24 protein-coding genes are annotated in these 25687 nt (G+C 55.7%); 13 read left to right on the top strand and 11 right to left on the bottom strand.

What is annotated here, in order from left to right:
- Nucleotides 1–888 precede the first annotated feature (888 nt).
- From IFU31_RS09075 to IFU31_RS09060, 4 genes are all read left to right on the top strand, one after another.
- Complete coding sequence (locus IFU31_RS09075; protein WP_192102760.1) at nt 889–1056, top strand: hypothetical protein; 168 nt, start codon at nt 889–891, stop codon at nt 1054–1056.
- Between the two features lie 39 nt (nt 1057–1095).
- Nucleotides 1096–1422 (top strand): helix-turn-helix transcriptional regulator, encoded by a 327-nt coding sequence (locus IFU31_RS09070; RefSeq protein ID WP_192102759.1) that lies wholly within the window; start codon nt 1096–1098, stop codon nt 1420–1422.
- Nucleotides 1379–2368 carry a reverse transcriptase family protein gene (locus IFU31_RS09065; protein WP_192102758.1) on the top strand — a complete coding sequence of 330 codons (990 nt, stop codon included), beginning with the start codon at nt 1379–1381 and terminating at the stop codon, nt 2366–2368. The genes IFU31_RS09070 and IFU31_RS09065 overlap by 44 nt, the downstream gene beginning before the upstream one ends.
- A 138-nt stretch (nt 2369–2506) precedes the next feature.
- Nucleotides 2507–3595: a hypothetical protein gene (locus IFU31_RS09060; protein ID WP_192102757.1), complete on the top strand. Its 1089-nt coding sequence runs from the start codon at nt 2507–2509 to the stop codon at nt 3593–3595.
- 205 nt (nt 3596–3800) lie between these two features.
- Here IFU31_RS09060 and IFU31_RS09055 read toward each other — a convergent pair whose 3' ends face one another.
- A complete protein-coding gene (locus IFU31_RS09055; RefSeq protein ID WP_192102756.1) occupies nt 3801–4373 on the bottom strand; it encodes a hypothetical protein in 573 nt (190 codons plus the stop codon).
- 405 nt (nt 4374–4778) lie between these two features.
- Between IFU31_RS09055 and IFU31_RS09050 the strand changes: the two genes are divergently transcribed.
- Nucleotides 4779–5399: a helix-turn-helix domain-containing protein gene (locus IFU31_RS09050; RefSeq protein WP_192102755.1), complete on the top strand. Its 621-nt coding sequence runs from the start codon at nt 4779–4781 to the stop codon at nt 5397–5399.
- A gap of 214 nt (nt 5400–5613) precedes the next feature.
- Nucleotides 5614–5886 carry a hypothetical protein gene (locus IFU31_RS09045; RefSeq protein ID WP_192102754.1) on the top strand — a complete coding sequence of 91 codons (273 nt, stop codon included), beginning with the start codon at nt 5614–5616 and terminating at the stop codon, nt 5884–5886.
- 881 nt (nt 5887–6767) lie between these two features.
- Here the strand turns inward: IFU31_RS09045 and IFU31_RS09040 are convergent.
- From IFU31_RS09040 to IFU31_RS09030, 3 genes are read right to left on the bottom strand one after another with little or no spacing between them, the layout of a single operon-like run.
- Nucleotides 6768–7076 carry a hypothetical protein gene (locus tag IFU31_RS09040; protein WP_192102753.1) on the bottom strand — a complete coding sequence of 103 codons (309 nt, stop codon included), beginning with the start codon at nt 7074–7076 and terminating at the stop codon, nt 6768–6770.
- The gene (locus IFU31_RS09035; RefSeq protein ID WP_197979610.1) at nt 7066–7314 is read right to left on the bottom strand and encodes a hypothetical protein; all 249 of its coding nucleotides are present in this window, start codon (nt 7312–7314) and stop codon (nt 7066–7068) included. The genes IFU31_RS09040 and IFU31_RS09035 overlap by 11 nt, the downstream gene beginning before the upstream one ends.
- Nucleotides 7315–7355: 41 nt before the next feature.
- Nucleotides 7356–7895, bottom strand: coding sequence for a hypothetical protein (locus IFU31_RS09030; protein WP_192102752.1), 540 nt, complete (start codon nt 7893–7895; stop codon nt 7356–7358).
- 100 nt (nt 7896–7995) lie between these two features.
- Here IFU31_RS09030 and IFU31_RS09025 point away from each other — a divergent pair, with 100 nt between their 5' ends.
- The 7 genes from IFU31_RS09025 (at nt 7996) to IFU31_RS08995 (ending at nt 16525) form a co-directional block, all read left to right on the top strand.
- Entirely contained in the window at nt 7996–8247 is a 252-nt protein-coding gene (locus IFU31_RS09025; RefSeq protein ID WP_192102751.1) for a helix-turn-helix domain-containing protein, read from the top strand.
- Between the two features lie 469 nt (nt 8248–8716).
- The gene (locus IFU31_RS09020) at nt 8717–9874 is read left to right on the top strand and encodes a hypothetical protein (protein ID WP_192102750.1); all 1158 of its coding nucleotides are present in this window, start codon (nt 8717–8719) and stop codon (nt 9872–9874) included.
- Nucleotide 9875: 1 nt separating this feature from the next.
- Nucleotides 9876–10901, top strand: coding sequence for a hypothetical protein (locus IFU31_RS09015; protein ID WP_192102749.1), 1026 nt, complete (start codon nt 9876–9878; stop codon nt 10899–10901).
- Between the two features lie 795 nt (nt 10902–11696).
- The gene (locus IFU31_RS09010; protein WP_192102748.1) at nt 11697–13601 is read left to right on the top strand and encodes a HAMP domain-containing methyl-accepting chemotaxis protein; all 1905 of its coding nucleotides are present in this window, start codon (nt 11697–11699) and stop codon (nt 13599–13601) included.
- Nucleotides 13602–13822: 221 nt separating this feature from the next.
- Nucleotides 13823–14452, top strand: a complete 630-nt coding sequence (locus tag IFU31_RS09005) for a LysE family translocator (protein ID WP_192102747.1) — start codon at nt 13823–13825, stop codon at nt 14450–14452.
- Nucleotides 14453–14563: 111 nt separating this feature from the next.
- Nucleotides 14564–15451 (top strand): bestrophin family protein, encoded by an 888-nt coding sequence (locus tag IFU31_RS09000; protein ID WP_122480642.1) that lies wholly within the window; start codon nt 14564–14566, stop codon nt 15449–15451.
- Between the two features lie 78 nt (nt 15452–15529).
- The gene (locus tag IFU31_RS08995) at nt 15530–16525 is read left to right on the top strand and encodes a zinc-binding alcohol dehydrogenase family protein (protein ID WP_185794809.1); all 996 of its coding nucleotides are present in this window, start codon (nt 15530–15532) and stop codon (nt 16523–16525) included.
- Between the two features lie 46 nt (nt 16526–16571).
- Here the strand turns inward: IFU31_RS08995 and IFU31_RS08990 are convergent, their stop codons facing one another.
- The 7 genes from IFU31_RS08990 to IFU31_RS08960 form a co-directional block, all read right to left on the bottom strand.
- Complete coding sequence (locus IFU31_RS08990) at nt 16572–18011, bottom strand: efflux transporter outer membrane subunit (RefSeq protein ID WP_192102746.1); 1440 nt, start codon at nt 18009–18011, stop codon at nt 16572–16574.
- Nucleotides 18008–18979: an efflux RND transporter periplasmic adaptor subunit gene (locus tag IFU31_RS08985; RefSeq protein ID WP_446731028.1), complete on the bottom strand. Its 972-nt coding sequence runs from the start codon at nt 18977–18979 to the stop codon at nt 18008–18010. The genes IFU31_RS08990 and IFU31_RS08985 overlap by 4 nt, the downstream gene beginning before the upstream one ends.
- On the bottom strand, nt 18895–19104 hold the full coding sequence (locus IFU31_RS08980) for a DUF1656 domain-containing protein (RefSeq protein WP_043191852.1): 210 nt from the start codon (nt 19102–19104) through the stop codon (nt 18895–18897). Before IFU31_RS08980 ends, IFU31_RS08985 begins: the two co-directional genes overlap by 85 nt.
- The gene (locus tag IFU31_RS08975; protein ID WP_192058792.1) at nt 19101–21191 is read right to left on the bottom strand and encodes an FUSC family protein; all 2091 of its coding nucleotides are present in this window, start codon (nt 21189–21191) and stop codon (nt 19101–19103) included. Before IFU31_RS08975 ends, IFU31_RS08980 begins: the two co-directional genes overlap by 4 nt.
- Nucleotides 21188–21640: a MarR family winged helix-turn-helix transcriptional regulator gene (locus IFU31_RS08970; protein ID WP_122480647.1), complete on the bottom strand. Its 453-nt coding sequence runs from the start codon at nt 21638–21640 to the stop codon at nt 21188–21190. The genes IFU31_RS08975 and IFU31_RS08970 overlap by 4 nt, the downstream gene beginning before the upstream one ends.
- Before the next feature lie 212 nt (nt 21641–21852).
- On the bottom strand, nt 21853–23229 hold the full coding sequence (locus IFU31_RS08965) for an HlyD family type I secretion periplasmic adaptor subunit (protein WP_192102745.1): 1377 nt from the start codon (nt 23227–23229) through the stop codon (nt 21853–21855).
- Nucleotides 23219–25372 (bottom strand): type I secretion system permease/ATPase, encoded by a 2154-nt coding sequence (locus IFU31_RS08960; RefSeq protein WP_192102744.1) that lies wholly within the window; start codon nt 25370–25372, stop codon nt 23219–23221. The genes IFU31_RS08965 and IFU31_RS08960 overlap by 11 nt, the downstream gene beginning before the upstream one ends.
- Nucleotides 25373–25687: the final 315 nt, after the last annotated feature.

Genomic DNA, 25687 nt, shown 5'->3' with positions numbered 1-25687 from the left:
TCCTCAACGGCTCGTAACACGGCATCCTCCATCAGCCTCGAGGCGTCTTCGCGGCCTATGGAATCAATCAGTGATTTCCGCATACCAGATACCTCATTAGCTGTAAGAGCACATTACCACGTGGCGGAATGCTGTCACCGACACATTCAACGCCCGGGCAAAGTCAGCCGCCCTGGATATTCATGCTTACATCATCCAATGCAACAACCGCCGCTTCGGCGATAGCCGCATCCGCTTAGACCCCACCCGATCACGCTGAGCTTACGGTTTTCATGCGTGCTAATCCAAAATCGCGTCTAGTTGCGCGACTCCTCTGAACTTCATAAGGCAGCAGTACCTAGCGAAATTCGTCTGCTTTTGGCTGAAAGCCGCCGGTGGCGAACGGCAGCAGTCGGCCAAAAGCGGTCATCTTGTGAGTACGAAAACCAAAGTCCAGCAGCATTTAGGTAGCGTCAGGCGAGACTCGTGACAGTACCTGCAACAGTCAAAAGTACTCATTTCGCCAATCTGGCGTACGCCACGTCCAACGTAGTGGGCGCAGAAGAGTAGTCACGAATTATTTTCGCTGTGAGCGAAAATAATTCGTGACCTGCGTGTCGTGCTCTGCGATGATGATTTTGCGGTCGATGATTTCTCGATTGCTTGTAGGTGCTACGGCACTGCGGGGGTCGATTTTGGACCTCTAACTTTTGGGCCGGGCGTGTGCGGTCGTCACCGTGCGCGTATGTGGTGCGGTCTTGTAGGCTTCGTCGAGACGTCGAAGCCTGGTGATTTCAGCGAGGGGGAAAAATACAGTTCAAACATCGGTCATTTGGCTTGTAAAGGTTGCATCGAGAGGTCGGTTCCACATTCTGTGGGCTGGCGCAAACCCTTACAGGAGCATTTAATATGCAACCACGTGACGAGAAAGCCGAAGAACTGTACCTGGCGAAAGTGAAGACAAAGCAGCGCTTGAGATTACTCAAAACCTGCTTTGGTGTGATAAAGATTCTTGTGCCGTTACTGTCGATAATTGACAAGCACTGGATGAAGATCATCGCGTTCTTCCATGAGTAGTCTACCCCGCTGGTGTCACATTCATCAGAGGTGTGCAAAATGTTAGGCAAGGCCCTTAAATTAATTCGCTCTTACTACGACCTATCTCAAACAGAGTTATGTTCTCGATTGGGAATATCAAACTCTCACCTGTCCGAGATTGAGTCTGGAAAAAAGCAACCATCTATTGAGTTGCTGAGAAAGTACAGCGATTACTTCGAAATACCACTATCATCGATTTTGTTTTTTTCTGAGAGTATCGACTCTCCTCGCCCTACTGACAACCTGCGTTTTGGATTGGCGAAAACAATTATTTCGTTACTTGAATGGAATGAAGATCGAAATGCAGCCAAAGAAAAATATAAGGAAAAAACGAAAGCCCGATAATGAACTACCGGTTCATCAGTGCGCCTTGTATAAAATAGGCTCACCGAAGCGCTTGGCTGACTTGCTAAATATTAGCACTATCGAACTTGAAGTGATTTTGCAATCAGAAAGCAATTACAAACTTTTCAATAAGGTTTTAGCTCCTAATCCTTTTACGGGAAAGTCCCGTAAACATCGAGCCGTTCAGGAGCCTAAGTCTCGCCTTCGGAAACTACACGAGAGAGTTTTATCCATACTCCGTCGTGTCCAGTACCCCGCCTACGTTCAAGGTGGAGTAAAGCACCGCTCGTACCAAACGAATGCAGCTATTCATCTTGGTGCTCGACAAACAGTAACGTTCGATCTGAAAAACTTTTATGGATCTACCCGCTACTGCCTTGTGCATGATTTCTTTCATAACTCTATGTGCTGCCCAACAGATATCGCAGGCAGGCTTGCCTCGCTGACAACCTGGAACGGTGTAATGCCTACCGGAAGCCCACTTAGCCCTCTCCTTTCGTTTTGGGCAGCTAAGGGCTTATTTGATAAATGCGAGGCCTTAGCAATCAAATACGGATTAAACTTCACATGTTACATAGATGACCTAACCTTTTCTGGAGATCAAATCTCTGGAAAATTTAAATCTGAACTAAAGATTATCGCCAGCCGCTTCGGTTATGAATTAGCAAAAGAAAAAACCAAGATGTTTCGGTTTGGAGTTCCAGCCCATATCACCGGTGTCATTTCACACAAAGCCAAGCTTTCTGTTCCGCATGCGAGATTGAAAGGCGCACGTAAAATTCAAGACGCTATCGAAGGAAAGGGAAAGGCGTATGGTTTTACCGCAGAGCAACTTAAAAATAAACTAGCAGGAACAATTAACGAAGCTGCCACGATCGATGCCGTGAAATATGAAAAATGGGCTGTTTACAGTCGTAGAAATGCTGAAGAACAATTCAATCAATAGTAGTTCGCCATGTTGAACTTCATAGACGCAGTCGTATTCAACGTTCTGCAATAAGCGCCGCCAGCGTTAGGAGCTCGACTGCCAATTGAGCAAGTGCGCCTTTTGCTGCGAAAACAATACTTAAACTAATGAGCTGTGATGAATTTGAAGTACTGCGTATTTTGCGGAAAGAAGCCGGAAGGAAAAAACAAAGAGCATGTTATTTCACATTGGCTTATAAAAAAAACTGGAAACCCTAATAGGAAGATTCAGCTTAGTACTGACATCGTGTTAGCTCAGGGCAAAGAGCGATCTTACGCATTTGATCAATTTACTTTTCCAGCGTGTGAAAAGTGCAATAGCGATTTTTCGGCTTTAGAGCTTAGAGCGAAAGGAGTTCTGGAAAAAATAGAACTCAGCACTTTGATCAGTGCAGCTGAGTTGTCAAGCTTTATGGACTGGCTGGATAAAGTCAGGGTGGGTATATGGCTCGGATTTAATCAGCTTGATAGAAAGGCTTTTGATGTGAAGCCTAAATTTCATATCTCCAGCAGAATTGGCCAGTATGACAGAATGCTTATTGTTCAAAAGTCCGATACAAAAAACAAAAGAATAAATATGATAGGAGTCAATAGCTTGTCGTTTTATTCAACTCCGAGTGCTTATGGTCTTGTAATTAATGATTTGTATTTTACAAACATATCATACAACCATCTGCTAGCTCGTCGGTGCGGTTTTCCTTATCCTATAAATCAGCAGTGGGATCCTGAACGGAGAGGAATTAGTTGTGACCTAGCAGAAGGGCTCGAGAGAATAATGACTCCGATTGTCAGAAAGGGCATTCCAGCTGGGTCGAAGGTTTTTTACCAGCCAATGTTTGGTCGAAAACTAGGCACCGTAAACGAAACGTTCGATACGCAGTATGTTAAATCTCACTCCATGGATTTTGAAAGTGGAGTTGGGGCCATATTTGAAAGTACGAGTGACGGGGTAAAAACTTATTTAGGCGCTGATGCGTTACGAGTAACCCCCGAATACATACATAACGAGTGGAAGCTCTTTCCCGAAGCCACAATTGAGGTTTATGAGTGGCAGAATTGGCTACATACCTTGCAGCCTGGACTTGATTTACTTAGTAAAGAGGATCGTCAAGGATGGAAAAAGGGGGTTGCTTTTGAAAAAAAGAAAAATAATGAGTGGATTAACCATACGAGATCTATCTTGGAGAGACGTAAAAAAAATAATTAAATAAATCCAAGTTAAGTATGTATTGCCTTAAGTTTTGTAAGCGCAGCCAAGCAGCAGCTTCTAGCCGGCGGCAACTTTGGTGTTAGCGTCCGCTTCTGGCCGAACTCTGCCGATGCTGACCGGCAGCTTTGGGTCGAATTCAGTCGGTCGATGACACCCCGTATGCTGGTCAGGTCGAATGCAACGGACAGTCAATTCCACGCATTTACTCATCTAGGGACAGGACAAGCTCTCTAGTGTCTGAGTCGGTTCGCACGCGAGTAGCCGTAGCGTGATCGCGCTCACGCTGGCAAAGCTGATAAACCTCATAGAAGCACGCAACAACCTGCTCCTTGGTCAAATCAGGGAGCGTCGTCCGACGCTTGAGGGTGTTCACTATTTTCCGTGCGCAAAGCTGAGCAGCTTCTCGCTCATACGACCGGAAAGCCAAGTCGCGGAAAACCCAGGTGCAGATCCAGCCGCTTGATAACGCCCACAGCATCAGACGCTGGTAGGTCGACCACCCCATACGTGTATGGCCGCTCAAATACCGCCGCAGAATCCGACCATCTTCTTCTTTGAATCCGTAGACACCCAACTTCGTCAGCTGCAGCTCAAGCGAAACCCGCGACATCCCAGACTTGCGCAGAATTGCTGAGAAGAGGTACTCAAGCAGATCCACAGGAGCGCGAACAACGAAGTTTCTCCGGCCCGTTTCCTCATGACGTTTTAGTTCACGAAAAACAAGCTGGAAGGCTTCATCTGGGTCGACATCTGCATCGGGAACGTGTGGCTGCATGGAGCCATTCTTTGGCTAATTCGCGCATCTGTCAAAAAGGTGTCCTAGTAAATCCGCAGTCGCATGGCGAAAGCTGGAGGCATTCCATAGCAGCCGAGCGACAGTCACAATGAGCATCGATTACGAAACCATTCAAAAGATTTAGAAGCTAGCAGATGACGTATTGATTGGCGTTGCCGAGGTCGCTGCATTGACAGGCTTCAGCGCTCTAACCGTGCGTCAGCGCAAATTGCCGGGACTTGAGCCCGTTCCCGGCCTGTCACGCTTGCGATGGCGGCTAGGTGATCTCAGACAATGGATGCGTACCGGGGCAATCACATCGGCTCCTCTCCTAAAGCAAGCCTCGACTGAAAGACCACATAAAGTCGGGCGCCCTACCAAGAAGTCTCAGGTGGAGGCTCGGAAATGAGTGAGCTGGAATTGTCGGTTGATGTCGCAACCGGGCAGGAACCACAGGATCAATTGAAATCCAACACCTATTGGTTTCACATTTTCCAGGCCATGGTGGATCACGAACTCGCAAAGCTCGGGCCGTATGCATTTGCGGTTTACTGCGTGATCAAATCCCATTGCGATCTCAGAACGGGACTGTCGATTCCTTCAATCCCAACCATCGCTCGCAAAGCAGGGATCAGTCCACGCCAGGCCATGCGCGAGATCAAAACGCTTGAAACCCGAGGCTACATCAGCAGGACGCGATCGCGTAAACATAACGAATACAAGCTCACGGAAAAAATCGCAATTAGCGACTCGCAAGGAAGACCCAGAGGCCAAGCACAGTGGGAGTACCGCCCAGCCCAGATCAAAAGCACGGTTGAGGAGCTGAAACGTATGCTCTTCAACAGGGAGGCAGTCGGCCAAGGTATTCACATCGAAAACCTACAGATCATCGAGAACCAGACCAACATTGGCTTCCAGATCAGCCAAGCTGACTTGGACCATTTGGCCGAGAGCAATCCGGATATCTACACCAAGCTGCTGTCTATCCGGAACTCGATCCGGGAGCGTAAGGCGACCAAAAAATGAGTTATACACAGGACAGCCAGTCACGTGACAAGGTGGCATGCATGACCTCAACTCAGGTGACTGAGTGGCATGTATAACCGGATTTCACGTGACACATAGTCACCCATACAATACGAGAAAAAACCATATCAGCCGGTACGCCATTGCTGCTCTTAACTCGACAGGATCTAGGAGTCCGGCAGGCCACGATAACGATCAGAAGGAGTTCCCAAAAATGATCGAGTCATCAGATGCTCATAGACTGGAAATCGCCAAGGACGTCTTGGGTTGCTTGATAGCGCTCCGTTCCGAGTCGATTTTCTACGAGCGTAAGAAAGCCCAACCGAATGTTGAAATCATCAGCCAGTGGAAAGCCGAGCGAAACACCCTCTTCGACCTGACCCGCAGTTTGAACTGTAACGACCGGGATACCATCGAGAATGTCATCGCGACCTATGGCCCCTCAGCCAGAGCTCTGTTTGATCAGGAAGGTAGTCTAAGCAGCTAGCCCTGCGTACCGGCCCAACGTGCGTATCAGTTAAGGCGTTCCACTTATACTGACAGGCGTTCAGCCACCCTGAGATGCTGCACTCAATCTGAATCGGGCGGCGTGGAGCGTTTGGCAGGTTTTGACTCGGGAATGAGCTCAGGTATCAGCTTGAGCTCCCCCGCGTAGACCATGAGGGTTCCGCACCTGGTAAACGGCTTACCACCGTTCGCGTCTACAGATCTCCGTCGCAGTGCAAGTGACCACATTTTCTTCAGCCAGCTTTCGCTCATAGCGTTTACACCAGTTGTGGATGACGTGCTCAGGTTTGCCTACCGCATGCCTCCCTCAGCATCACCAGATCTACCTATTTCTGTGCTGCCAGATGTTTTTCTCTTCTTATCCGAGCGATGCACGCACAGTTACCAACGGCAAACGCGCAAGCTTCAAAATACTGACACCATCAAAGCCAACGCCCTGCTTCGTACAGCGTCTTGTTGCAGCGTTTTCTGAAAGTTACCACGCTCACTTCGCAAAATATTTTGGTGATCAATTTTGTTAGGCCCATGGCATCTGACTCTCCTGTTTATCGAGTCATTGGACGATTCCCTCTGCACCCTCCCAATGATGCTTTTATTCATCGAGGGCTGAGAAATCCAGTACCAACGTACTGACAATTTTCAGTAACCAACCTCGTCCACAACGGCTGCAACCATTTGGGGGATAAAAACTGGGACAAGGTAGGGTTTGTGCTACCGCCATGAATGGCGTGCACACAACCGGCAACGCTTCAGTCGTTTTACTCCCTTGCTTTGCCTACCTTCCCTGCTCAGGGCAAGCCCCGAGACCCCACTGCGGCCAATGGCCGGAAAGGTTTGGTAGAACGCGCTGCCGTCGATGTCTCACAACTCGGTAGAGATGCCTGACAGCGCAAGAACCTCATGCTCTGCAAGCCCTTGCCTCCGCTGCGCCAATCCGAGGGGCGAAATAAGCGCCTCATGCTCGACGACTTGCTGTTCAAGCAACCGCCCTAAAAGCAGCAGCTCTCCCTGCGCTTCGAGTGCGCAAAGCTGCTCGGGAGAATTAAACGCCCAGCGGTCAAGAATCTGCCAGCCGCAGGCATGATACGAAGTCGATCGGCGAACAGAATTGATGGTCGTAGCCGCCAGGACGCCGGACGCGATTCTCAATGGCATGTGTTCAATGAGCATGTGCAGGCTCCCTTTTTTGTAAGCAATTGATCATTCGTGTGTTCTGCGAAATGGAAGATGGTCTGAAGCCACCCTTGCGCCTTAGCTCCCGAATATGAGCAAGCGAAAACCCTAGAGCGGATAGGACGGCATCATCGTCAGAAGCCAGCGCTTGATTGGCCAAACGCATGGTGGCGTTAGCTAGCTTCAGTTGAGCGATATCTACCTGCCAAACACTGCCTGCAGTTACGTCAGTCATCGGGCCACTCCGAATAGCTAAGTGAAGGCTCCATCATCCAGCTAAGTGCTGAAGATTGAATGCAGTCGTGCCTCCGTATTGGTCACGTCCGCCGTTTTAAGCGCAAGGCTGAATGTCGGAATAGCCAAATCGCTGGTCAACAGCTCCAATCGATGGTTGCTCTTGCCGACAGGAAGGATGCGCCAGGAGCGAATCTCATCCAAACGGAAGAGATGACCGTCCTGACCAACGGGGTAGGCCAGCAACCTTTTCGATTGCAGGTCGACACCAACGTAGGCGTCATTGATCTTCGCGAACACCTCTACCTGCGGATGGAACCCTTCAGCCTGATAGCTGGTAACCATTGTTCTCAGCTTATCGGCATAGCTCTGGTTGACTCGCGAGAACAGCCATCCGCCCCCGACGAAGTAGAGGAGCAAGACCCAGAACAGCCAACGAATCGCCGGGTCTTCGCTACTGGTCAAACCCAGAAAGAATGGCAGGTTGAAACCAGAAAAAACCACCACGACTAGCAAAAGCGCACCCACAGGCAAACACCCGACGGCCCACGCCACGCGAAATAACTCCCAGACCTGTCTCATGCATCCTCCTAAACCAAACGAGCACAGACAAAATAACTGAAAATCAGATATCCCAAAAGCAGATATAGCGTGATCGTCCGAACCTTCCCCGGACACGGCTATGACAAAGGCTATTTATCGACGCGAACACGTGATCTTTCTGCAGGAGCTAAAGCGCATGCGTGTTGAGTCAGGGATGACCCAGGCCCAGTGCTCTGCGGCGCTGGGAAGGCCGCAATCGTTCATGAGTGATGTCGAGAGAGGGGTGAGACGGTTGGATACGGTTCAGCTTCGTGATTTGTGTCAAGTTTTGGATAGTGACCTCATCAGCTTTACCAGCGCTTTCGAGCAGGCCCTTATTCGTGAAACGTAAAGCGTTGGAACTGAACCTAATAATACCCCTATCAAGCGTCAACGCCTTGCTGGTCAGCGTGGCACCGCCGCGCTTCTGCTGACGGAGATCATTCGTCGGCGGACAGGCAGCTTAAATGTAGTTTTAGCACCCCAACCACCTACTTGCATTCGAGGACAAAGGGTACGAGATGGTTTGGCCAACAGTCAGCCTCTTTATGTTGAGAGGCTCCCGCCTAAATTCGGTTTCATTGCCTCACTGTAGAGGCGTCTCAGAGGCCATTGTGAAGATCCGCAGATTGGAACGCCGACATCAACGGTGTCAGCCATTCCCGTAGCTCAGGGGGCGCATTAAGCTGGGCGCGGTCTCGGGATACGTAGGCAGCTTTTGTAGATCAACCCAGCACGTTCGTGCTTCTTCCTTACGAGCGTATGACGTAAGCTTAGGCATGCGATCAGTTATGTCTACAAAAACTAGACGAGGAAATAAAATGAAGGTGACATCTATACTCCCGGATGAAAAAGTTTCTGCGCGTAGCATATCCATAGAAATAAAAGTTCGCGACTACCTAGAGCTAGCAAAAAAAATATTCAAAAATAATCAGTTTCAACGTAAGCGAGTAAGGGGTTCAAAAACGGTATACTCACTACTTAAAGCCGATATTATTACCGGCTGCGTGATACCACCTTTGGTACTAGCTTATACCAAACCAGATGGTGACTTAGAGCAAAACCTAAAATTAGCAATCGAGACTGAAAGTGATTACTTTATAATCTTGGATGGCCTGCAGCGCAGTCATACCTTGATGGACATTGAGCTTGAAACTGCAAACAATCCGGAAGTACAGGAAAGATTTCTAGAACGAACAATTCGCTGCGAGATATACGAGGGAATAAACAGGCTGGGAATCCTTTATCGGATGCTGACCCTAAACACCGGTCAAACTGCCATGTCGCTACGTCACCAGATCGAAATAATGTATCTTGATTATTTAAAAGCTGATCTCAACGGCGTTACCCTTATAAAAGAAAGTGACAATAAAAAAAATATAGACTCAAACGAATATAAATTCAAAGACATGATTGAGGGATTCAACTCATACATTGAGCGCAGTGAGTCCCCTCTAGATCGAGGTGACATACTTGAAAATATATCTAGCCTAGAAAATCTGGCAAAAGAAAATAAAGACCATGATTTATTCAAAGAATTTGTAACCTCTTGGGATGCTTTCATTCAAAAAGTATCATCCCTAAAACTAGAAATCGAGCTAGACAACGACGACTATGAGGAAATCTCAGAAAAATCTAGAATGTGGGCCACTAACGGTACAGACGCATTTAAACGAGCACAAGCATTGTCCGGATTCGGCGCTGCAATCGGGCTGTTGCGTGACGACGGCATTGAAACATCATTTACTGAATTAAATATAGACAATATAAAATCAGGGGCTGACGGAGAAGACTTCATCCGATCTTTCAACGAAAGCATTGACCTCATTAACTCTAGAGCAAAAAGAATAGGTAATGCGCAGAGATTGTTTTTCAGACAATTCTTTAAAATGCTGTTCTGGCCACAATCTGGAACATACCTTGACCTGCAAAAGTCGCAGGATGAAGCGTACAAGAGCTCCGTCAGGATAGGCATTTAATATGCACTCACTGCGTTCAGTAAAGAGAATAAAAGAGCTTTGGCATACCACCGCCACGGGACAGCAGTTAACTGTAGCTGTGCCAGAAGATCTAAATCAATCGCTACTTAAACGAGTGAATTTAAACGAATACATCGTATCAATCATGACTGCCGAACGTGAGCTTGCAGAGTCTGAAGTTACAACCTTGTCTAGCAAAGGAGATATCGTAGGATTCCTGATCCCGGGGCAAGCAATACTTTCACCAAATCATCCAAAGAATGATAATGCGCTATTTGGAACCTACTCACTAATTGCCGCACTAACCGTTCTCGATAATGCTAAGAATGGAGACTCCATGCTCTCCCAACACCCTGCTACTAATTCAGTTCTAGAGTTATTCTCTCCAGGATTTTTTTATGCTGTCATATGGACAAAAAAACTCGATATAAAACCACAAGAATTTCATCAAAGATATTTCACCTCTTTTGCCAGAATGGGAATATACCAAACCACCGAATTCAAAAAAAATATAAAAACCACACGCACCTTAGCGTCCTACGATATAAAGATGCCCCTCAATAAAAATAAGGACTGGCCTGACTACGTTTCCATTATTGCAACTAAATTATCTCCATACGCCACCGACCCATACTTGCGTTTTTTCTACCTTTACCAAATAGTTGAAACCTTGATGGCTGAAAATTACGCGGAGCAACAAGCGACCATTCGTATCCGTTTTGACAAATGCCCTACCCCATCTATTACAGAACTCAAAGGCTTCCTCAAAGAGTTTAATTCCATCGTCAATGAAGCCCCTAGGATAAACAATTCTTTGGAACCTGGCAGCGTCGAGAGCATCCAGTCTGCAAATAGCATACTAGAAAAACTGGGAGTTGATTATACAGGCTGGGCATTTGGAGCAAAGATATATAAGATTCGAAACGTAATATTTCACGACTATAAAAAAATATTCCATATACCTCTAGAGGTATCTACATTGGAGGATCATTTGATGTCGTACCTGCTAAACAACAAGCTTTCTTAGGACCCTCACCTACTGAAAAACATAGATCTTTTAGTGTCGAATCAGATTCCAAAGTCTTTCATTGATGGCCAAACGTCCGCTCCTGGCCGATTGCGGCCGTTTACGTGGGCCTCATGGATGATTGCATCACTCAGGCCTATTCTTGGGACAGATGCCTAATTACAATACGAATAGATGATAGATTCAATCCCGTGATTACTGCAGTCGGCTACGCGGCGGTATAGCGTGCGAATGCCACAAATTTGCCACACTCACGCAGCTAACCGTGACGAAAACCCGCTAACCCCAGCTAACACAACACGTTGATTTCCCAGCTAATCCCCGCTAACGTATTGATTCTAAACGTCGACTTTTAGGACTCCGAAGGCAGGGGTCATGGGTTCGAATCCCGTCTGGTGCACCATCTTCTCCTTTTCGTCCAGTACCTCCTTGTGCTGCACGATCTCAGCTTGATCGCTTCAACCCCTCGCAGCCTTTAAAATCGTCTTCGCATCCAGAAATGGCGCACGCACGTCGGGTACAAACGTCAGTGTTCGTGTCTATGGCGTCAGGCCCACCCCAACGTGACGCTGTTGCTGCCATTCTGCGAACGAGCAGTAGCTTCCTGGCGCTTCGACCCGCTACATTTAATATTAAAAAAATTGAACTTTTTATGCTTCGAGCAGCATGTAAGAAAACCTCATTTTCGTGAAAATCTTCGCTAAAGGTTCCCTCTGCGCTGCCGATTGGATGAACGCAGCACTGGCATGGAGGAGCCGACCGGAGAAACTAAAACAGCGATTTCGAGAGGCTCACATGTTGAAAAGTGCTTTAACCAACTTAACGGTCAGATCGAAGTTAATACTTGGCTTCACACTGGTTATCATACTTACCGTATTGATTGCCTTGACGGGCTGGAGAGGCATCGCCTCCATGAGTGAGCGCAGCGAGCGCATCACGGACATTGCCAAGCTCAGCACACTGACGCGAGACATGCGCATAGCACGGCTGGTCTATGGCCAGACCTCTGACGACGCCAATGCCACGACTTGGCTGAAAGCCTACGAAAATCTCGATAACCATCTCGCCTACCTCAACAGCGTATTGAATTCCGAGCTTAATATTCCTCACGTGAAAGCGGCCATGGCGGCTATGAAGGAATACAAGGATCATTACAACAGCATCATTGCTGCCACCCACACGCGTGAATCCAGCCGAGATGTCTTCGGCACTGCAGCCGACACCGCAGACGCCAAGTTGCGACAGCTGAATGGGCGGGCCAATTCTATGGATGGCGACGCCGCGCAACGCGATGCAGTGCTCCGGGCAATCATGCTGTTTCAAAAGATGCGCTTCGATGTTCGTGGGTACACCTACACCCTTAAACCCGAGGCTCAACAGCTGGCCGTCGCCTCGATTGCCGCAGCCTCCGACTACATGAAAAGCCTGACAAGTTCCGGCCTGGATACCTCCGCTGTCGCCAGCCTGGTGGACTCGATGAACGCCTATGGATCCGCCATCAATGGATTCTCGTCTTCGCAAGCCACCATCAACCAGGGCCAGGCTGGGATCTCGAAGAACATCGAAGTCCTGCTCGGTTCGGCCAACCAACTGGCGCAGAACCAGGTCGACCTGCGTCTTGCAGACGTCAATCAGGCCAACCGGATGTTGGTTTTGTGGCTCACCGCAGCACTCGTCATGAGCGCCCTGGCGGCGTGGATCATCACTCGTCTCATAGTCGTTCCACTGCGCGAGACACTGCAGTTGGCTGACCGTGTGGCTCGCGGTGATCTGACCCACAATGAGCCGAGCACGCGCAAGGACGAAATCGGCATGCTGCAGACCAGCATGTACCAGATGACCCTGAACCTGCGCCAGTTAATAGGCGGCTTGCGTGACGGGGTCACTCAGATCGCAGGCGCGGCCGAACAGCTCTCAGCGGTCACCGAGCAAACCAGCGCCGGGGTCAATAGCCAGCGCAGTGAAACCGATCAGGTAGCGACGGCCATGAATCAAATGGCGGCGACCGTTCAGGAAGTAGCGAAAAATGCAGAGCAGGCTTCGGATGCGGCAGTCAGCGCTTCCAGGGAAGTGCGCGAAGGCGATGCCGTGGTGTCCAAGGCCGTGCTTCAAATCGAAACGCTTGCGGCTGAAGTCGGTCGATCCAAAGTGGCCATGGATGAGTTGAAACAAGAGAGCAACAAGATCGGTGGCGTGCTCGACGTGATCAAGGCAGTTGCCGAGCAGACCAACTTGCTGGCACTCAACGCCGCCATCGAAGCTGCCCGCGCTGGCGAGGCCGGACGCGGTTTTGCCGTGGTTGCCGATGAAGTCCGAAGTCTCGCCCAACGTACTCAGACTTCCACCGAAGAAATTGCCACCCTGATCGACGGCCTGCACAGCCGAACTGCCCAAGTGGCGACCACCCTGGAGAACAGCCGCCTGCTGACCGATGACAGCGTGGCGCTGACACGCGATGCAGGCACTTCGATAGGCAACATCAGCCGCTCCATTGCAACCATCGAATCAATGAACCAGCAGATAGCCGCCTCTGCCGAAGAGCAGAGCGCAGTGGCTGAAGAAATCAACCGCAGCGTGATCAATGTCCGGGACATCTCCGAGCAGACAGCGTCGGCGAGTGAAGAAACCGCATCGTCCAGTGTTGAACTGGCGCGACTGGGTGTGCATTTGCAGGGGCTGATGAGTAAGTTCGTGCTTTAACTAAGTCAGCAGCAAGGACCGCGGACTCAATATCAAAGCCTCAAGTGAAAGCTCGGGGCTTTTTTATGGGTGGCAAATAACGAGTCAGGTCGAGAACTGGTGGACCATTTTCTATTTTTTCGGCAACTTCATAGAGAACGTCGACTACTTTGACTACCTATAAGCCAATGCGAGCGGCTTGGCCGGCTCATTCGTTCCAATCACTGTCAATGGAAAGCCCCATGGACCTCACCACCCTCCTGCTTTTCATCCCCGCCTGCTTTGCCCTGAACATGGCCCCAGGGCCGAACAACCTGTTGTCCATCAACAACGCCGCCCACCACGGCTACAGGGCCGCGTGCCTGGCCGGGTTCGGGCGGCTGGTAGCATTCAGCGCGATGATCGCGCTGGCGGCCATGGGGCTGGCGGCGGTGTTGTTTGCATCCGAATGGTTGTTTCTGGCCATCAAGACGGTGGGCGCGCTCTACCTGCTGTGGCTGGCGTGGAGCCTGTGGACCAGCGAGCCCGTCGACATGGCAGCGGACTCCACGGCCGGCGGTACCAACCTGTGGCGGATGCTGCGCCGCGAGTTCCTGATCGCCGCGGGTAACCCCAAGGCGATCCTGATATTTACCGCGTTCCTGCCGCAGTTCGTCGATCCGCAACAACCCGTTGGTGCCCAGTTTGCGGTGCTCGGCGCGCTGTTTCTGGTTTTGGAATGGGTCGCGGTTGGGCTGTATGCGTACCTGGGCGTAAACCTCAAGCGCTGGCTGAATACGGTGCAGGCCAAACGTCGCTTCAATCGCTTCTGTGGTGGCTTGCTGGGGCTGGCAGGCATTGGCCTGCTGTTCGCCCGCCGCGGACATACCTAAAACGCCACCATGACCCTGTAGCAACTGGTAACGGCCATTCGTTAGCGTGCAACGAACCTTGTGGCAAAGCCGGCGTCCGACCTAGGCACGCTCATCGCCTAGGGTCCGCTTATGAAAGAAGCCATCGCCAAGAAATACCGTTTGATCATCAAGACCATGGGCTACGTCGGTTGGTCGCTGTTCTGGCTGCTGCTGTGGGATATCGCGGTGACCGTCGACTTCATGCTGTTTCTCAACACCAAGCTGAGCTTGCCAATCATGCCGCTGACGCTGCTGGGTTCAGCGCTGATCGTGCTGATCAGCTTTCGCAACAGCAGCGCGTACAACCGTTGGTGGGAAGCGCGAACGCTGTGGGGGTTGCTGGTCAATGCGTCGCGCAGTTATGCGCGCCAGGTGCTGACCTTGATCGACGACGTGGGCGATGACGTGAATCCGGTCAAGGCCACCTTGCTGCGGCGCCATGTGGCCTATGTGAACTGCCTGGCAGCGCACGTACGGCACATACCCTGCCCACCGGAAGTGGCAGCCTTCATCAGCGCCGAAGAATTCGAACGACGCGACAGCACCAATAACTTTTCCAACGACCTGCTGACCGGCTCGGCGACCTTGCTGGCCCGCGAGTACAAGGCCGGGCGCCTGGACAGCATCCGCCTGGCGCGCCTGGAGTCGACGCTGGTGGACATCTCCAACTGCCAGGGCGGCATGGAGCGTATCGCCAACACCCCGCTGCCCTACCCGTACGTCTATTTTCCGCGCCTGTTCATCACCGTGTTCTGCCTGATCGTACCGATCGGCCTGGTGGATTCGCTGGAATGGTTCACACCGCTGGCGTCTACCGTGGTCGGTTTCATGCTGCTGGCCATCGAGCGGATCGGCACCGACTTGCAGAGTCCGTTCAAGGTCAGCGAACATCAGATCCAGATGGATTCGCTGTGTGAGAACATCGAACGCAACCTGCAGTCGATGCAGCGAGATACTCAGGAAATGCGCTCCGCCTAGTCCTCTGCCCTTTTCGTGACCCGCGAGCGCCCTTTGCGAAGGGCGCGCCGACCCATAGCACCCACTTGGGAACCCCTTATGAAAGCCATTGCGTATACCCAGAACGGCACGGCGTCCGTGCTCACCGACCTGCAACTGCCCGCGCCCACCCCGGGCCCGCGTGATCTGCTGGTGCAGGTCCAGGCCATTTCGGTCAACCCCGTCGACACCAAGGTGCGCAGCGGCGCCGCCGTCACCGAGCCGCGCGTGCTGGGCTGGGATGCGGTTGGCGTGGTGCAGCAGGTCGGTGATCAGGTCAGCCTGTTCAAGGTCGGCGACAGCGTGTTCTACGCCGGCGCCATCGACCGCCCGGGCAGCAACAGCGAGCTGCATCTGGTGGACGAGCGCATCGTCGGGCACAAGCCGCAAAGCCTGGACAACGCCCATGCCGCCGCCCTGCCGCTGACTTCGATCACCGCGTGGGAGTTGCTGTTCGACCGCCTGGGCGTGCCCGAGGGCGGTGGCGAAGGCCAGAGCCTGCTGATCATCGGCGCGGCCGGTGGCGTCGGCTCGATCCTCACCCAGCTGGCGCGCAAGCTGACCAGGCTGACCGTGATCGGCACTGCCTCGCGGGACGAAACCCGCCAGTGGGTGACCGACCTGGGCGCCCATCATGTCATCGATCACAGCAAGCCACTGGTGGCGCAGCTGGAAGCCATCGGCGTCGGCCAGGTGGACCATGTCGCCAGCCTGACCCACACCGACACGCACTTCGCGCAATTGATCGAAGCCTTGCGCCCCCAGGGTCAACTGGCCCTGATCGACGATCCGAAGAGCCTCGACGTGATGCCGATGAAGCGCAAGGCGCTGTCGCTGCACTGGGAGCTGATGTTCACTCGCTCATTGTTCCAGACTCCGGACATGATCAAGCAGCACGAGCTGCTTGAGCGTGTGGCCGAACTGATCGACAGCGGCGTGCTGCGCACCACTCTGGGTGAGCACTACGGCGCGATCAATGCCGCCAACCTGATCCGCGCTCACGAGCTGATCGAAAGCGGCAAGGCCAAGGGCAAGATCGTTCTGGAAGGCTTCTAAGCCCCTCAACCGGCCCATTTAACCAGCCCGACCAACGTGGCCCGACTCAACGCGCGCCCGGCGCCTGCCGGGCGCTTTCCCAACCGCCGCCCAGGGCCAGGAACAGGTTGATCTGTTCCATGGCCACCTGGGTGTTGGCCGCCGCCAGTTGGCCACGCACATCGGTGTAGGTGCGCGTTGCCTGCAGATCCGCCAGGAACGACGCACGGCCGGCTGTGAAGAACTGATGCGTCTGATCCGCTGCCTGCTTCGCTGACTGCTCGGCGTCGGCCAGGGCATCGCGGCGCTGCAGCAACGCAGCGTATTGCGCCAGGCCCGTCTGGGTTTCGCGAATGGCATTGAGCACCACACCGTCGAAATTGGCCAATGCGGCCTGGGTCGAGGCTTCGGTCTCACGAATCCGCGCCCGCGCCCCGTTGGTGGGAACATTCCAGTTGATCAAAGGGCCGATGCCCCAGCGGTTGGTGGCCGGGTGCCCAAGATCGTCCAGAATACCGACTGTGCCAACCGTGGCGCCAATGCTGATGTCTGGATACAACTGCCCGGTCGCCACACCGATGTTGGCGGTGGCTGCCGCCAGCCGGCGTTCGGCCTGGCGGATATCGGGACGGCGCTTGAGCAATGCGGCACCGTCGCCGACCGGCATCAGCTGGTTGATGTGGGGCAGTTCCGCACACCCGACCACATCGGCCGGAAGCTGTGCCACCGGTGTCGCCAGCAGCATCGACAGTTTGTACAGGCCCGCCTGGCGTGATGCCTGATAGCGCGGCAGCTCTGCGCCCAGGGACTTGTACTGGGTTTCGGAACGGGTGACCTGGGTCTCGTCGCCACGGCCGGCATCGCGCAGGCGCTGGGTCAGCTGCACGCCTTCTTGCTGCAACTGCAGCGAGTGCCGGGCGATCTCGTATTCCTCGTTGGCCGCGCACACCTGGGTATAGGCACGCACCACATCCGCCACCACGGTGATGCGCGCCGTGTCGGCAGCCGCCTGGGTGGCATCGGCATTGGCGCGCGCCGCTTCGATGCCACGCTTGAGCGTGCCCCACAGGTCGAACTGATAGGACAGGTTGATGGATGCGCTGCCCAGGTTATCCACAGGCAACTTTTCCGTCATCAGGAACGCCTCGCCCGACTCCTGCAACCGCTGCGCCTCGGCCTTGGCGTTGAAGTCGAAACCGCCTTCGGCCTGGGCCTGCTCGATCTGCGCGCGCGAACGGGCAATGTTGGCGGCCGCCACGCGCAAGTCGGTGTTGGAGGCCATGGCCTGGCGCACCAGCGCATCCAGGCGCGGGTCGTGGTACAGCTTCCACCAGTCCTGCGGCACCGGTGCCGAGACCACGTTGCTGTCACCTTCGGCCAGCGCACCCTGCAGGTCACTGCGGTTGAGCGCGGCCTCCGACGGGGTGTGGTAGTCGGGCCCGACCATCTGGCAGGCCGACAGCAACAGCGCGGCAGCGAGGCTGGACAGACGCAGGGCCTTGCTCATGGTGTCGCTCCCGCCACCGCACCGTCTTCGATGATGGACACCGTGGCGGTGCGGCCGGCAATCAGGCGATAGCCATCGGGCAGGTTTTCGAAGGCGATGCGCACGGGGATTCGCTGCGCCAGGCGCACCCAGCTGAAGGCGGGGTTGACGTTGGGCAGCAGGTTGCTGCCACTGCTGCGATCGCGGTCCTCGATGCCCGCCGAGATGCTCTGCACCCGGCCCTGCAAACGGGTGTTGTCGCCCATCATGCGAATGTCCACCGCCTGGCCAACATGGATCACGCCCAGTTTGGTCTCTTCGAAATAGCCATCGATATGGAACGAGGTGCCATCCACCACCGCCATCACGGCGCGGCCTGCGGTGACGAATTCATGCGGCCGTGGTGCGCGGTCATTGATGAAGCCATCCACCGGGCTGCGGATCACCGAACGATCGAGGTTCAGTTGCGCAGCGTCCACCGCGACCTGGGCCTCGGACAAGGCGGCCTGGGCACGCAGCTGGCGCGACTGGCTCTCTTCGAGCTGCTCGCGGGCCACCAGGTTGCCGAGGCTGCGGTTGCGCCGCAGTTCGCGTTCGGCCTGGGCCAGGGTTTCCTTGCGCTCGGCCATGCTTGCCTGGGCCTGGCGCAGGGCCAGACGAAAGCGGTCCTGGTCGATGGTGAACAGCACGTCGCCGGCCTTGATCGATTGGTTGTCGTGCACGTTGACGTGTTCGATCAGGCCGGACACGTCCGGCGCGATCTGGATGATGTCGGCGCGCACGTGCCCGTCACGGGTCCAGGGCGCGTACATGTAGTACATCACCATGCGCCAGACGATGAACGCGGCCAGGCACACGAACAGCAGGGTCAGGACCAGGCGGCCAAAGGTGAGGATCGGTTTTTTCATAGCATCAGGCTTCGACAGATGGCGTCTACCGCGCCGAGCAGCACAGCGTAGAGAGCGACGTTGAAAAGAGCCCGGTGCCAGACCAGGCGGTAGAAATGCAGGCGGTTGAGCACGCCATGCAGCAACAGAAACAGGCCGTAGGTGAACACCATCATCACCAGCACGGTGGGCAGGAAGATCCCGCTGATATCCAGTTCACCAATCACAGCGGTGCTCCATCAATGCCATGCGGCAGGTGTTCGGCGGCATCGCCCGCCTCGGTGACCACTTCGGCACCTGGCAGCAGCGCCAGGCGCAGGCCGCTCAGCGCGTGCAGCAAATGCTCGCGGGCTTCTTCGGCCTCGCCCATGGCTTGCACGGTCAGGCCACGGCGCGCGCGGTCCATGGTCATGAGCAGACCCATGGGGGCAGGCAGGCGTTCACTGGCCTTGCGACAGGCCTGGAAATACCCGCCCACCTCTTCTATCACCTGATGCAGCAACGGCCGTACGGCAGCGGGCACCCGCGGGCTGTAGGCCTGCATGTCGAGCAGGTTCAGCGCCACGCGCACATCGCGCAGCGCGGCACTGGTGTCCTGGCCGGTCATGGTCAGGCGCGGCAGGTGCTGCATCAACCGGTCGAGCATCTGCACACCCATCGCCCGCTGTTCGGCCAGGCTTGCCGGACGGGTGATATGCACCACGTCGCGCCAACTGAAACGGGTCAGGCGCTTGGCCGCCAGTTCCACGCCGAAGGGGCGCACCACCAGGGTCCAGATGAACGCGAACAGCAGCCCGACAGGGCCTGCCAGGTTGCTGTTGGCAAAATTCATGAAGTCCGCGTCGTAGGCGCCCTGGATGCTGATGAACGACGACGTGTTGACGATGGTCAGCAAGGTGCCGAGGAAGAAACGTGGCTGCACGGTAAGCGTGCCGACGACGATGAAAGGCACCGAGAAGGCCAGCACCAGCATCGGGAAGTCATGCAGGTTGGGCAGCACCAGAAACAGATAGAGGCTGGCAAACACCACCGACATCACGGTCCAGAAGAAGAATCGGTAGATCTGTGGCGCCGGGTCGTCCATGGCCGCAAAGAAACTGCACGCCACCGCCGCCAGAATCACCGCGCTGGCACCGTCGGTCCAGCCCAGCAGAATCCACAGTACCGAAGCGACGATGATCGCCGTGACCGTGGAAAACACCGAATACAACATCAGGCCGCGATCCAGGAAGGGCTTGAGTCGGCCAAGGCGCCAGTGCCGGTAGACCGCCCGCCAAGGCACGCGGCTATCGGTCTTGATCGCCCGTTCGAGGCTGCGCAGGTCCTGCCACAGGTCGACCCATTCGCCCAGTCGGTATACCGCGTTGGAAAACAGCAGCTCGCGACGATCGTCCAGTTGCGCAGGGCTCGGGCGGATGGCCTGCAGCTCATCGCGCAGGGCTTGCCAGCGGGCCTGGCTGGGGTCGTCGACGCTGTCCTTGAGCCACTGCCGCGCCAGGGCCATGACCGGCGCCAGGCGTGCCACCAGGTCGGGGGTGCGGCGTTCGATGGCAAACAGCGCATCGTCCAGCGCATCGATGACCGGCAGCAGGTGAATCATGCGCCCGCGCAGCTCTCCGGCGTTGCGCACCAACTGCGGCCGCGCGCCTTCGTGGGGAAGCTGGCCGATCATCATCTCAAGCGAGTTGAACGTGCCGACCATGGCCGAACGCAGCGGGCCTACCTCGTCGGCTTTCACGTCGCGCGCCAGAAAGTGGTCGCTGTAGCCCGCGGCATCTTCGAACCATTTGCCGGCGGCGCCGATGAACACCGGCGTGAGCCGGCGCGGCCAGAACATTGCGCCCACCACAGCGGCGCAGACGATGCCCAGGCAGATCTCCTGGAAACGCGAGCTGGCGATGTCGAACACGGCGGTGGGGTTGTCCACCACCGGCAGGGCAATCAGCGGCAAGGTGTAGCCCGACAGCATGAAGGCGTAGCTGTTGGCCGTGCGCAGGTGCAATGACAGGTAGAGCAGCGTGCCGGTCCACAGGGCGATGACCGTGGCCAGCAGGAAGGGCGTCTGCACGAACAGCGGCACGAACAGCACCGCAGCGGCAGCGCCTGTGAAAGTGCCTACCGCACGGTACACCGCCTTGGAACTGGTGGGCCCGACGAAGGGGCTGGAGACGATGTAGACGGTGGCCATCGCCCAGTAGGGCCGTGGCATCTGCAGGAGCATGGCGATGTACAGCGCGATCATCGACGCGGCGAAGGTTCGCACGCCGTAGAACCAGTCACGGGCCGGTGGTACGTCGCTGAAGAAACCTTTCACGGATAGCCACCCGGCGTGCCCTGGCCCGCTTCCTCGAAGGCACGCACCACACGCAATGCCGCTTCCAGATCCGCCGGGGCGATGTCCTTGAGCACTTCGCGGCGCAGGCGCACCAACTCACCTTCGATGGACTCGGCAAGATCGCGACCGCTGGTGGTCAAGCTCAGTGCCTTGGCGCGGCGGTCGGTCGGGTCTTCGGTGCGGACCACGAAGCCGGCCGTGCAGAGCTGGTCGAGCAGCCGCACCAGCGAGGGGCTTTCCAGGCCGGCCGCCTGGGCAACCGTAACCTGCCTGACGCCGTCGCCCAGGCGCACGATGAGCAACAGCGGCACAGCGCAGGCTTCGGACACGCCGTAATTGGCCAGGGTGGCCTGACAGATACGGCGCCAGTGCCGCGAAGCGACCACCATGCCGCTGCTGATGTTCAGCTGGAGCTTGTCGATATTCATCGGGAGGGTGCGAATATTCATAGTTTGCTAACTATCTATATTCGCGGAACGGAAACATTTCGTCAAGAATTGGCGACCGAATGCAATCCCTCGCAGGAGCGGTCATCGGCCGCGAAGAACACACCGCACGGTGTCAGACATACCCCACAAGCCCTTCGCGGCCGCAGACCGCTCCTACAGCAGAGCGTAAGCGGCCGCGAACGGGTGAATCCTTACCGCTCGTGCAACGCTTCGGCGCGGGACTTGATGATGGGCTTGAGCAGATAGCTCAGCACGCTCTTCTTGCCGGTAATGATGTCAACCGACGCTACCATCCCCGGGATGATCAGCAACGGCTTCTCATCGGAGCCCAGGTGGCTCTTGTTGGTCCGCAGCTTGATCAGATAGAAGGTGTTCTTCTTCTCTTCATCCTGCACCGTGTCGGCACCGATCTGTTCGAGGGTGCCTTCCAGCCCGCCATAGATGGTGTAGTCATAGGCCGTGAACTTGATCATCGCTTTCTGCCCTGGGTGCAGGAACGCGATGTCCTGCGGACGAATGCGCGCCTCCACCAGCAAGCTGTCATCCAGCGGCACGATCTCGGCCATGTCGCTGCCGGGCTGGATGACCCCACCTACGGTGTTGACCAGCACCTGCTTGACGATGCCTCGCACCGGCGAGGTCACCATGGTACGGCTCACCCGATCTTCCAGGCCCTTGGCCGTGGCCTGGGTCTTGGCCAGGTCGGTACGCGCCTCGTTCAACTGGGTCAGCGCCTCGCTGCGGAACTTGCCGCGCGTTTCGTCGATCTTGCGCTGCACCTCGCCAATCGCCGCCTGGGCCCGCGGCACTGCCAGCGTGGTACCGTCGAGCATGCCGCGGGTCTCCACTTCCGAGCGCCGCAGACGCAGCACTTCGACCGGCGAAATCGCACCCCTGGCCACCAACGGCTCCGACATGCTGATCTCCTGGCGCAGCAGGTTCAGGCTGCTGCGGTACTGTTCGGCCTTGGAGCTGAACTCACGCAGTTCCTGCTGACGCTGGACTAGCTGTTGCTGCAAGCCACCGATTTCATCGGCCAACTGCTGCCGACGGCTCATGTACAGCGACTCTTCGTTGGCCGCCTGGTTGGGCACCGACTTGCGTGCCTGGGCGGTAATATTCAACGGTCGGTTCTCGACCTCGGCACTCAGGCGCTCCACGCGCAGCTCCATGGCCACACGATCGGCTTCGGTTTCACCGACGTTGGAAGCGAAACGTGTGTCGTCCAGACGAATCAGCGGTGCGCCCGCCTCCACGATCTGCCCTTCCCTGACGTAGATCTGGGCGACGATACCGCCCTCCAGGTTCTGGATCTTCTGGATCCGCGACGAAGGGATCGCCTTGCCGTCGCCCTTGGTCACCTCGTCGATCACCGCGAAGTGCGCCCAGGTGAGGAGGAACACGAAGAATGCAATCACCCCCCAGATAGTCAGGCGCACGATGCGCGGCGCATCGTCGATCAGCGCCTTCTCGACCTCGGGCAAGGGCTGGCCTTCCAAGGAATCGGAGCCCTTGAAATAACGTACGAGGGAATTCTTGAAGCCGCCGGAAGAGGATTTAAGCAACACTGATCTGCCCCTTCTTCAACGCTTCCATGACAGCAGCCTTAGGCCCGTCAGCCAGAATCTGCCCACGGTCGATCACCAACAGGCGGTCGACCAGGCTCAGCAGCGAAGCACGGTGGGTAACCAGAATCACGGTCTTGTTCTCGATGACGGCTTGCAGACGCGCCTTGAGGCGCTCCTCGCCGGTGTTGTCCATGGCGCTGGTCGGTTCGTCCAGCAAGAGAATCGGTGGGTTGAGCAACAATGCCCGCGCCAGCGCCACGTTCTGCCGCTGGCCGCCGGACAGGTTCTGTCCGCGCTCGCCGACCTGCAGTTCATAACCCTGCGGATGCAGGCGAGCAAATTCGTGCACACCGGCCAGTTCGGCGGCCTGCAGGACCATTTCATCATCGACGTAGCGGGCCCCGGACACCAGGTTGTCACGCAGCGTGCCGGACAGCAGCTGAATGTCCTGCGGCACATAGCCGATGTTGTGGCGCAGCTCGCTGACGTCGATCTGGCGAATGTCCACGCCATCGACCAGCAAAGAGCCGGCATCAGGCTGGTACAGCCCTACCAGCAACTTGGCCAGCGAACTCTTGCCTGAACCACTGCGGCCGATGATGCCGATCTTCTCGCCGGGGCGCACGGTCAGGTTGATCCCGTGCAAGGCCTGGTTCTGCTGGTTGGGGTAGGTGAAGTCGACGTTGCGAAATTCCATCGCACCCTGCAGTACCTGACGGCTCAGCGGACGCTCGTCGAAGTTGCGCTCCTGCGGCAGCTCCATCATCTGGTCGACCGAAACCATGGTGACCTTGGCCTGCTGGTAGCGAGTCAACAGACCGGACAACTGTGCCAATGGCGCCAGCGCGCGACCGCTCAACATGTAGCAGGCCACCAGGCCGCCCATGCTCAGGTTGCCTTCGATGATCTGGTACACACCGAAAATGATGATCGCCACACCGGCCAGTTGCTGGATCAGCAAGGTGATGTTCATGGCCAGGCTGGACAGGGTCTTGACCCGCAACTCCAGGCGGCTGAGCGTGCCGATGGTCTGTTCCCACTGGTACTGGCGCTCGCTTTCGGCGTTGTTGACCTTGACCGCATCGAGGCCGCCCAGGGTCTCGATCAGGCTCGACTGACGCTCGGCGGCCAGGGCCATGGTCCGCTCCAGAGTCTTGGTCAGCGGTTTCTGCAGGAAATGACCGATGCCCAGCGCTAGCGGGAAGGCGATGATCGGAATCCATACCAGGTGCCCACCCAGCAGGGCGATGACCAGCAAGATCAGAATGGTGAACGGCAGGTCGATCAGGCTGGTCAGGGTCAGCGACGTGAGGAAGTCGCGCATGCCCTGGAATTCGTGAATGTTCTGCGCGTAGCTGCCTACCCGAGCCGGGCGGCTTTTCAACGACATGCCGACGATGCGTTCGAACAGCGTGGCCGAGATGATCAGGTCGGTCTTCTTGCCGGCCAGATCCAGGCACAGGCTGCGCAGGCCCTTGAGCAACAGGTCGAACAGGTAGGCACCACAGATGCCCACCGCCAGCACCCACAAGGTCGCGGTGGCCTGGTTGGGCACGACTCGGTCGTACACGTTCATCACGAACAAGGGTGCAGCCAGGGCGATGATGTTGATCACCAGGCTGGCGGCAATGGCATCGGCATACAGCCAACGCGAGCGCTTGAGGGTGTCACGGAACCAGGAATGGGCGCGGGGGATCAGCGAGCCGTTGGTAACGTCGAACTTGTGCTGCGGCTGGGCGAAAAACACCCGGCCGGTGAAGTCTTGAGTCAGCACCTCGCGCGCCACGCGCACTTCACCGCCATCGCTTTCGCTGAGCAGCAAGCGCGCGGTATCGCCTTCCCAGCCCAGCAGCACGGCGCACCGTGCATCCTTGAGCATCAGCATGGCCGGCAGTGCGATGGACGGTATCTGCTCCAGCTTGCGCTGCAACACGCGGCCCTGCAGACCGGCACGCGCGGCGGCGCGCGGCAACAGATCGGCGGTCAGGCGCTGCGAAGGCAGCGGCAGGCCTGTGGTGAGCATGGCCCGGCTGGCGGGCTTGTGATGCAGCGAGCACAGGGTCAGCAGGCCATCGAGCAACGGGTCGTCGTGCTGGCTGCGTGGATCCTGGCTGAGTAGTACCGAACTTAATTCCGAATCCACGCTGACACTCTCTTATCGCTCATTGAACACCTTGGTCCCATCGGGATCGCTTAATCCCGCCTGGTCTTGTAGCGGTTTGGGTTGTATTTGCACAACGGATGCCAGCGTACACGGGGGTGGCTGGCTGCGCATGGGCTCGTTTGATGAATGGCCGTCCAGGGTGTTTCACCGCTGAGCCAAGTCACCCGCTTCTGCAGCCTCATTCGCCAAGCAACGGTCGGTCGCCATTCGCTGCCCCGAGTGTCACTCAGCGATTTTCTTCAATAAACACAAAGAGTTAACCGTTATTACTTGCACACTAAGTATTGCGAACTT

The sequence above is a fragment of the Pseudomonas sp. CFBP 13602 genome (genome assembly GCF_014842725.1).
Lineage (GTDB): Bacteria > Pseudomonadota > Gammaproteobacteria > Pseudomonadales > Pseudomonadaceae > Aquipseudomonas > Aquipseudomonas baltica.
The sequence above is the reverse complement of the archived record's forward strand: the minus strand, read 5'-3'. Positions and strand labels throughout refer to the sequence as shown.

Bases quoted from the DNA above. Each gene is read 5' to 3' on its own strand.
- IFU31_RS09075 (WP_192102760.1), top strand. From the start codon at position 889: ATGCAACCACGTGACGAGAAAGCCGAAGAACTGTACCTGGCGAAAGTG.
- IFU31_RS09070 (WP_192102759.1), top strand. From the start codon at position 1,096: ATGTTAGGCAAGGCCCTTAAATTAATTCGCTCTTACTACGACCTATCT.
- IFU31_RS09065 (WP_192102758.1), top strand. From the start codon at position 1,379: ATGCAGCCAAAGAAAAATATAAGGAAAAAACGAAAGCCCGATAATGAA.
- IFU31_RS09060 (WP_192102757.1), top strand. From the start codon at position 2,507: ATGAATTTGAAGTACTGCGTATTTTGCGGAAAGAAGCCGGAAGGAAAA.
- IFU31_RS09055 (WP_192102756.1), bottom strand. From the start codon at position 4,373: ATGCAGCCACACGTTCCCGATGCAGATGTCGACCCAGATGAAGCCTTC.
- IFU31_RS09050 (WP_192102755.1), top strand. From the start codon at position 4,779: ATGAGTGAGCTGGAATTGTCGGTTGATGTCGCAACCGGGCAGGAACCA.
- IFU31_RS09045 (WP_192102754.1), top strand. From the start codon at position 5,614: ATGATCGAGTCATCAGATGCTCATAGACTGGAAATCGCCAAGGACGTC.
- IFU31_RS09040 (WP_192102753.1), bottom strand. From the start codon at position 7,076: ATGCTCATTGAACACATGCCATTGAGAATCGCGTCCGGCGTCCTGGCG.
- IFU31_RS09035 (WP_197979610.1), bottom strand. From the start codon at position 7,314: ATGACTGACGTAACTGCAGGCAGTGTTTGGCAGGTAGATATCGCTCAA.
- IFU31_RS09030 (WP_192102752.1), bottom strand. From the start codon at position 7,895: ATGAGACAGGTCTGGGAGTTATTTCGCGTGGCGTGGGCCGTCGGGTGT.
- IFU31_RS09025 (WP_192102751.1), top strand. From the start codon at position 7,996: ATGACAAAGGCTATTTATCGACGCGAACACGTGATCTTTCTGCAGGAG.
- IFU31_RS09020 (WP_192102750.1), top strand. From the start codon at position 8,717: ATGAAGGTGACATCTATACTCCCGGATGAAAAAGTTTCTGCGCGTAGC.
- IFU31_RS09015 (WP_192102749.1), top strand. From the start codon at position 9,876: ATGCACTCACTGCGTTCAGTAAAGAGAATAAAAGAGCTTTGGCATACC.
- IFU31_RS09010 (WP_192102748.1), top strand. From the start codon at position 11,697: ATGTTGAAAAGTGCTTTAACCAACTTAACGGTCAGATCGAAGTTAATA.
- IFU31_RS09005 (WP_192102747.1), top strand. From the start codon at position 13,823: ATGGACCTCACCACCCTCCTGCTTTTCATCCCCGCCTGCTTTGCCCTG.
- IFU31_RS09000 (WP_122480642.1), top strand. From the start codon at position 14,564: ATGAAAGAAGCCATCGCCAAGAAATACCGTTTGATCATCAAGACCATG.
- IFU31_RS08995 (WP_185794809.1), top strand. From the start codon at position 15,530: ATGAAAGCCATTGCGTATACCCAGAACGGCACGGCGTCCGTGCTCACC.
- IFU31_RS08990 (WP_192102746.1), bottom strand. From the start codon at position 18,011: ATGAGCAAGGCCCTGCGTCTGTCCAGCCTCGCTGCCGCGCTGTTGCTG.
- IFU31_RS08970 (WP_122480647.1), bottom strand. From the start codon at position 21,640: ATGAATATCGACAAGCTCCAGCTGAACATCAGCAGCGGCATGGTGGTC.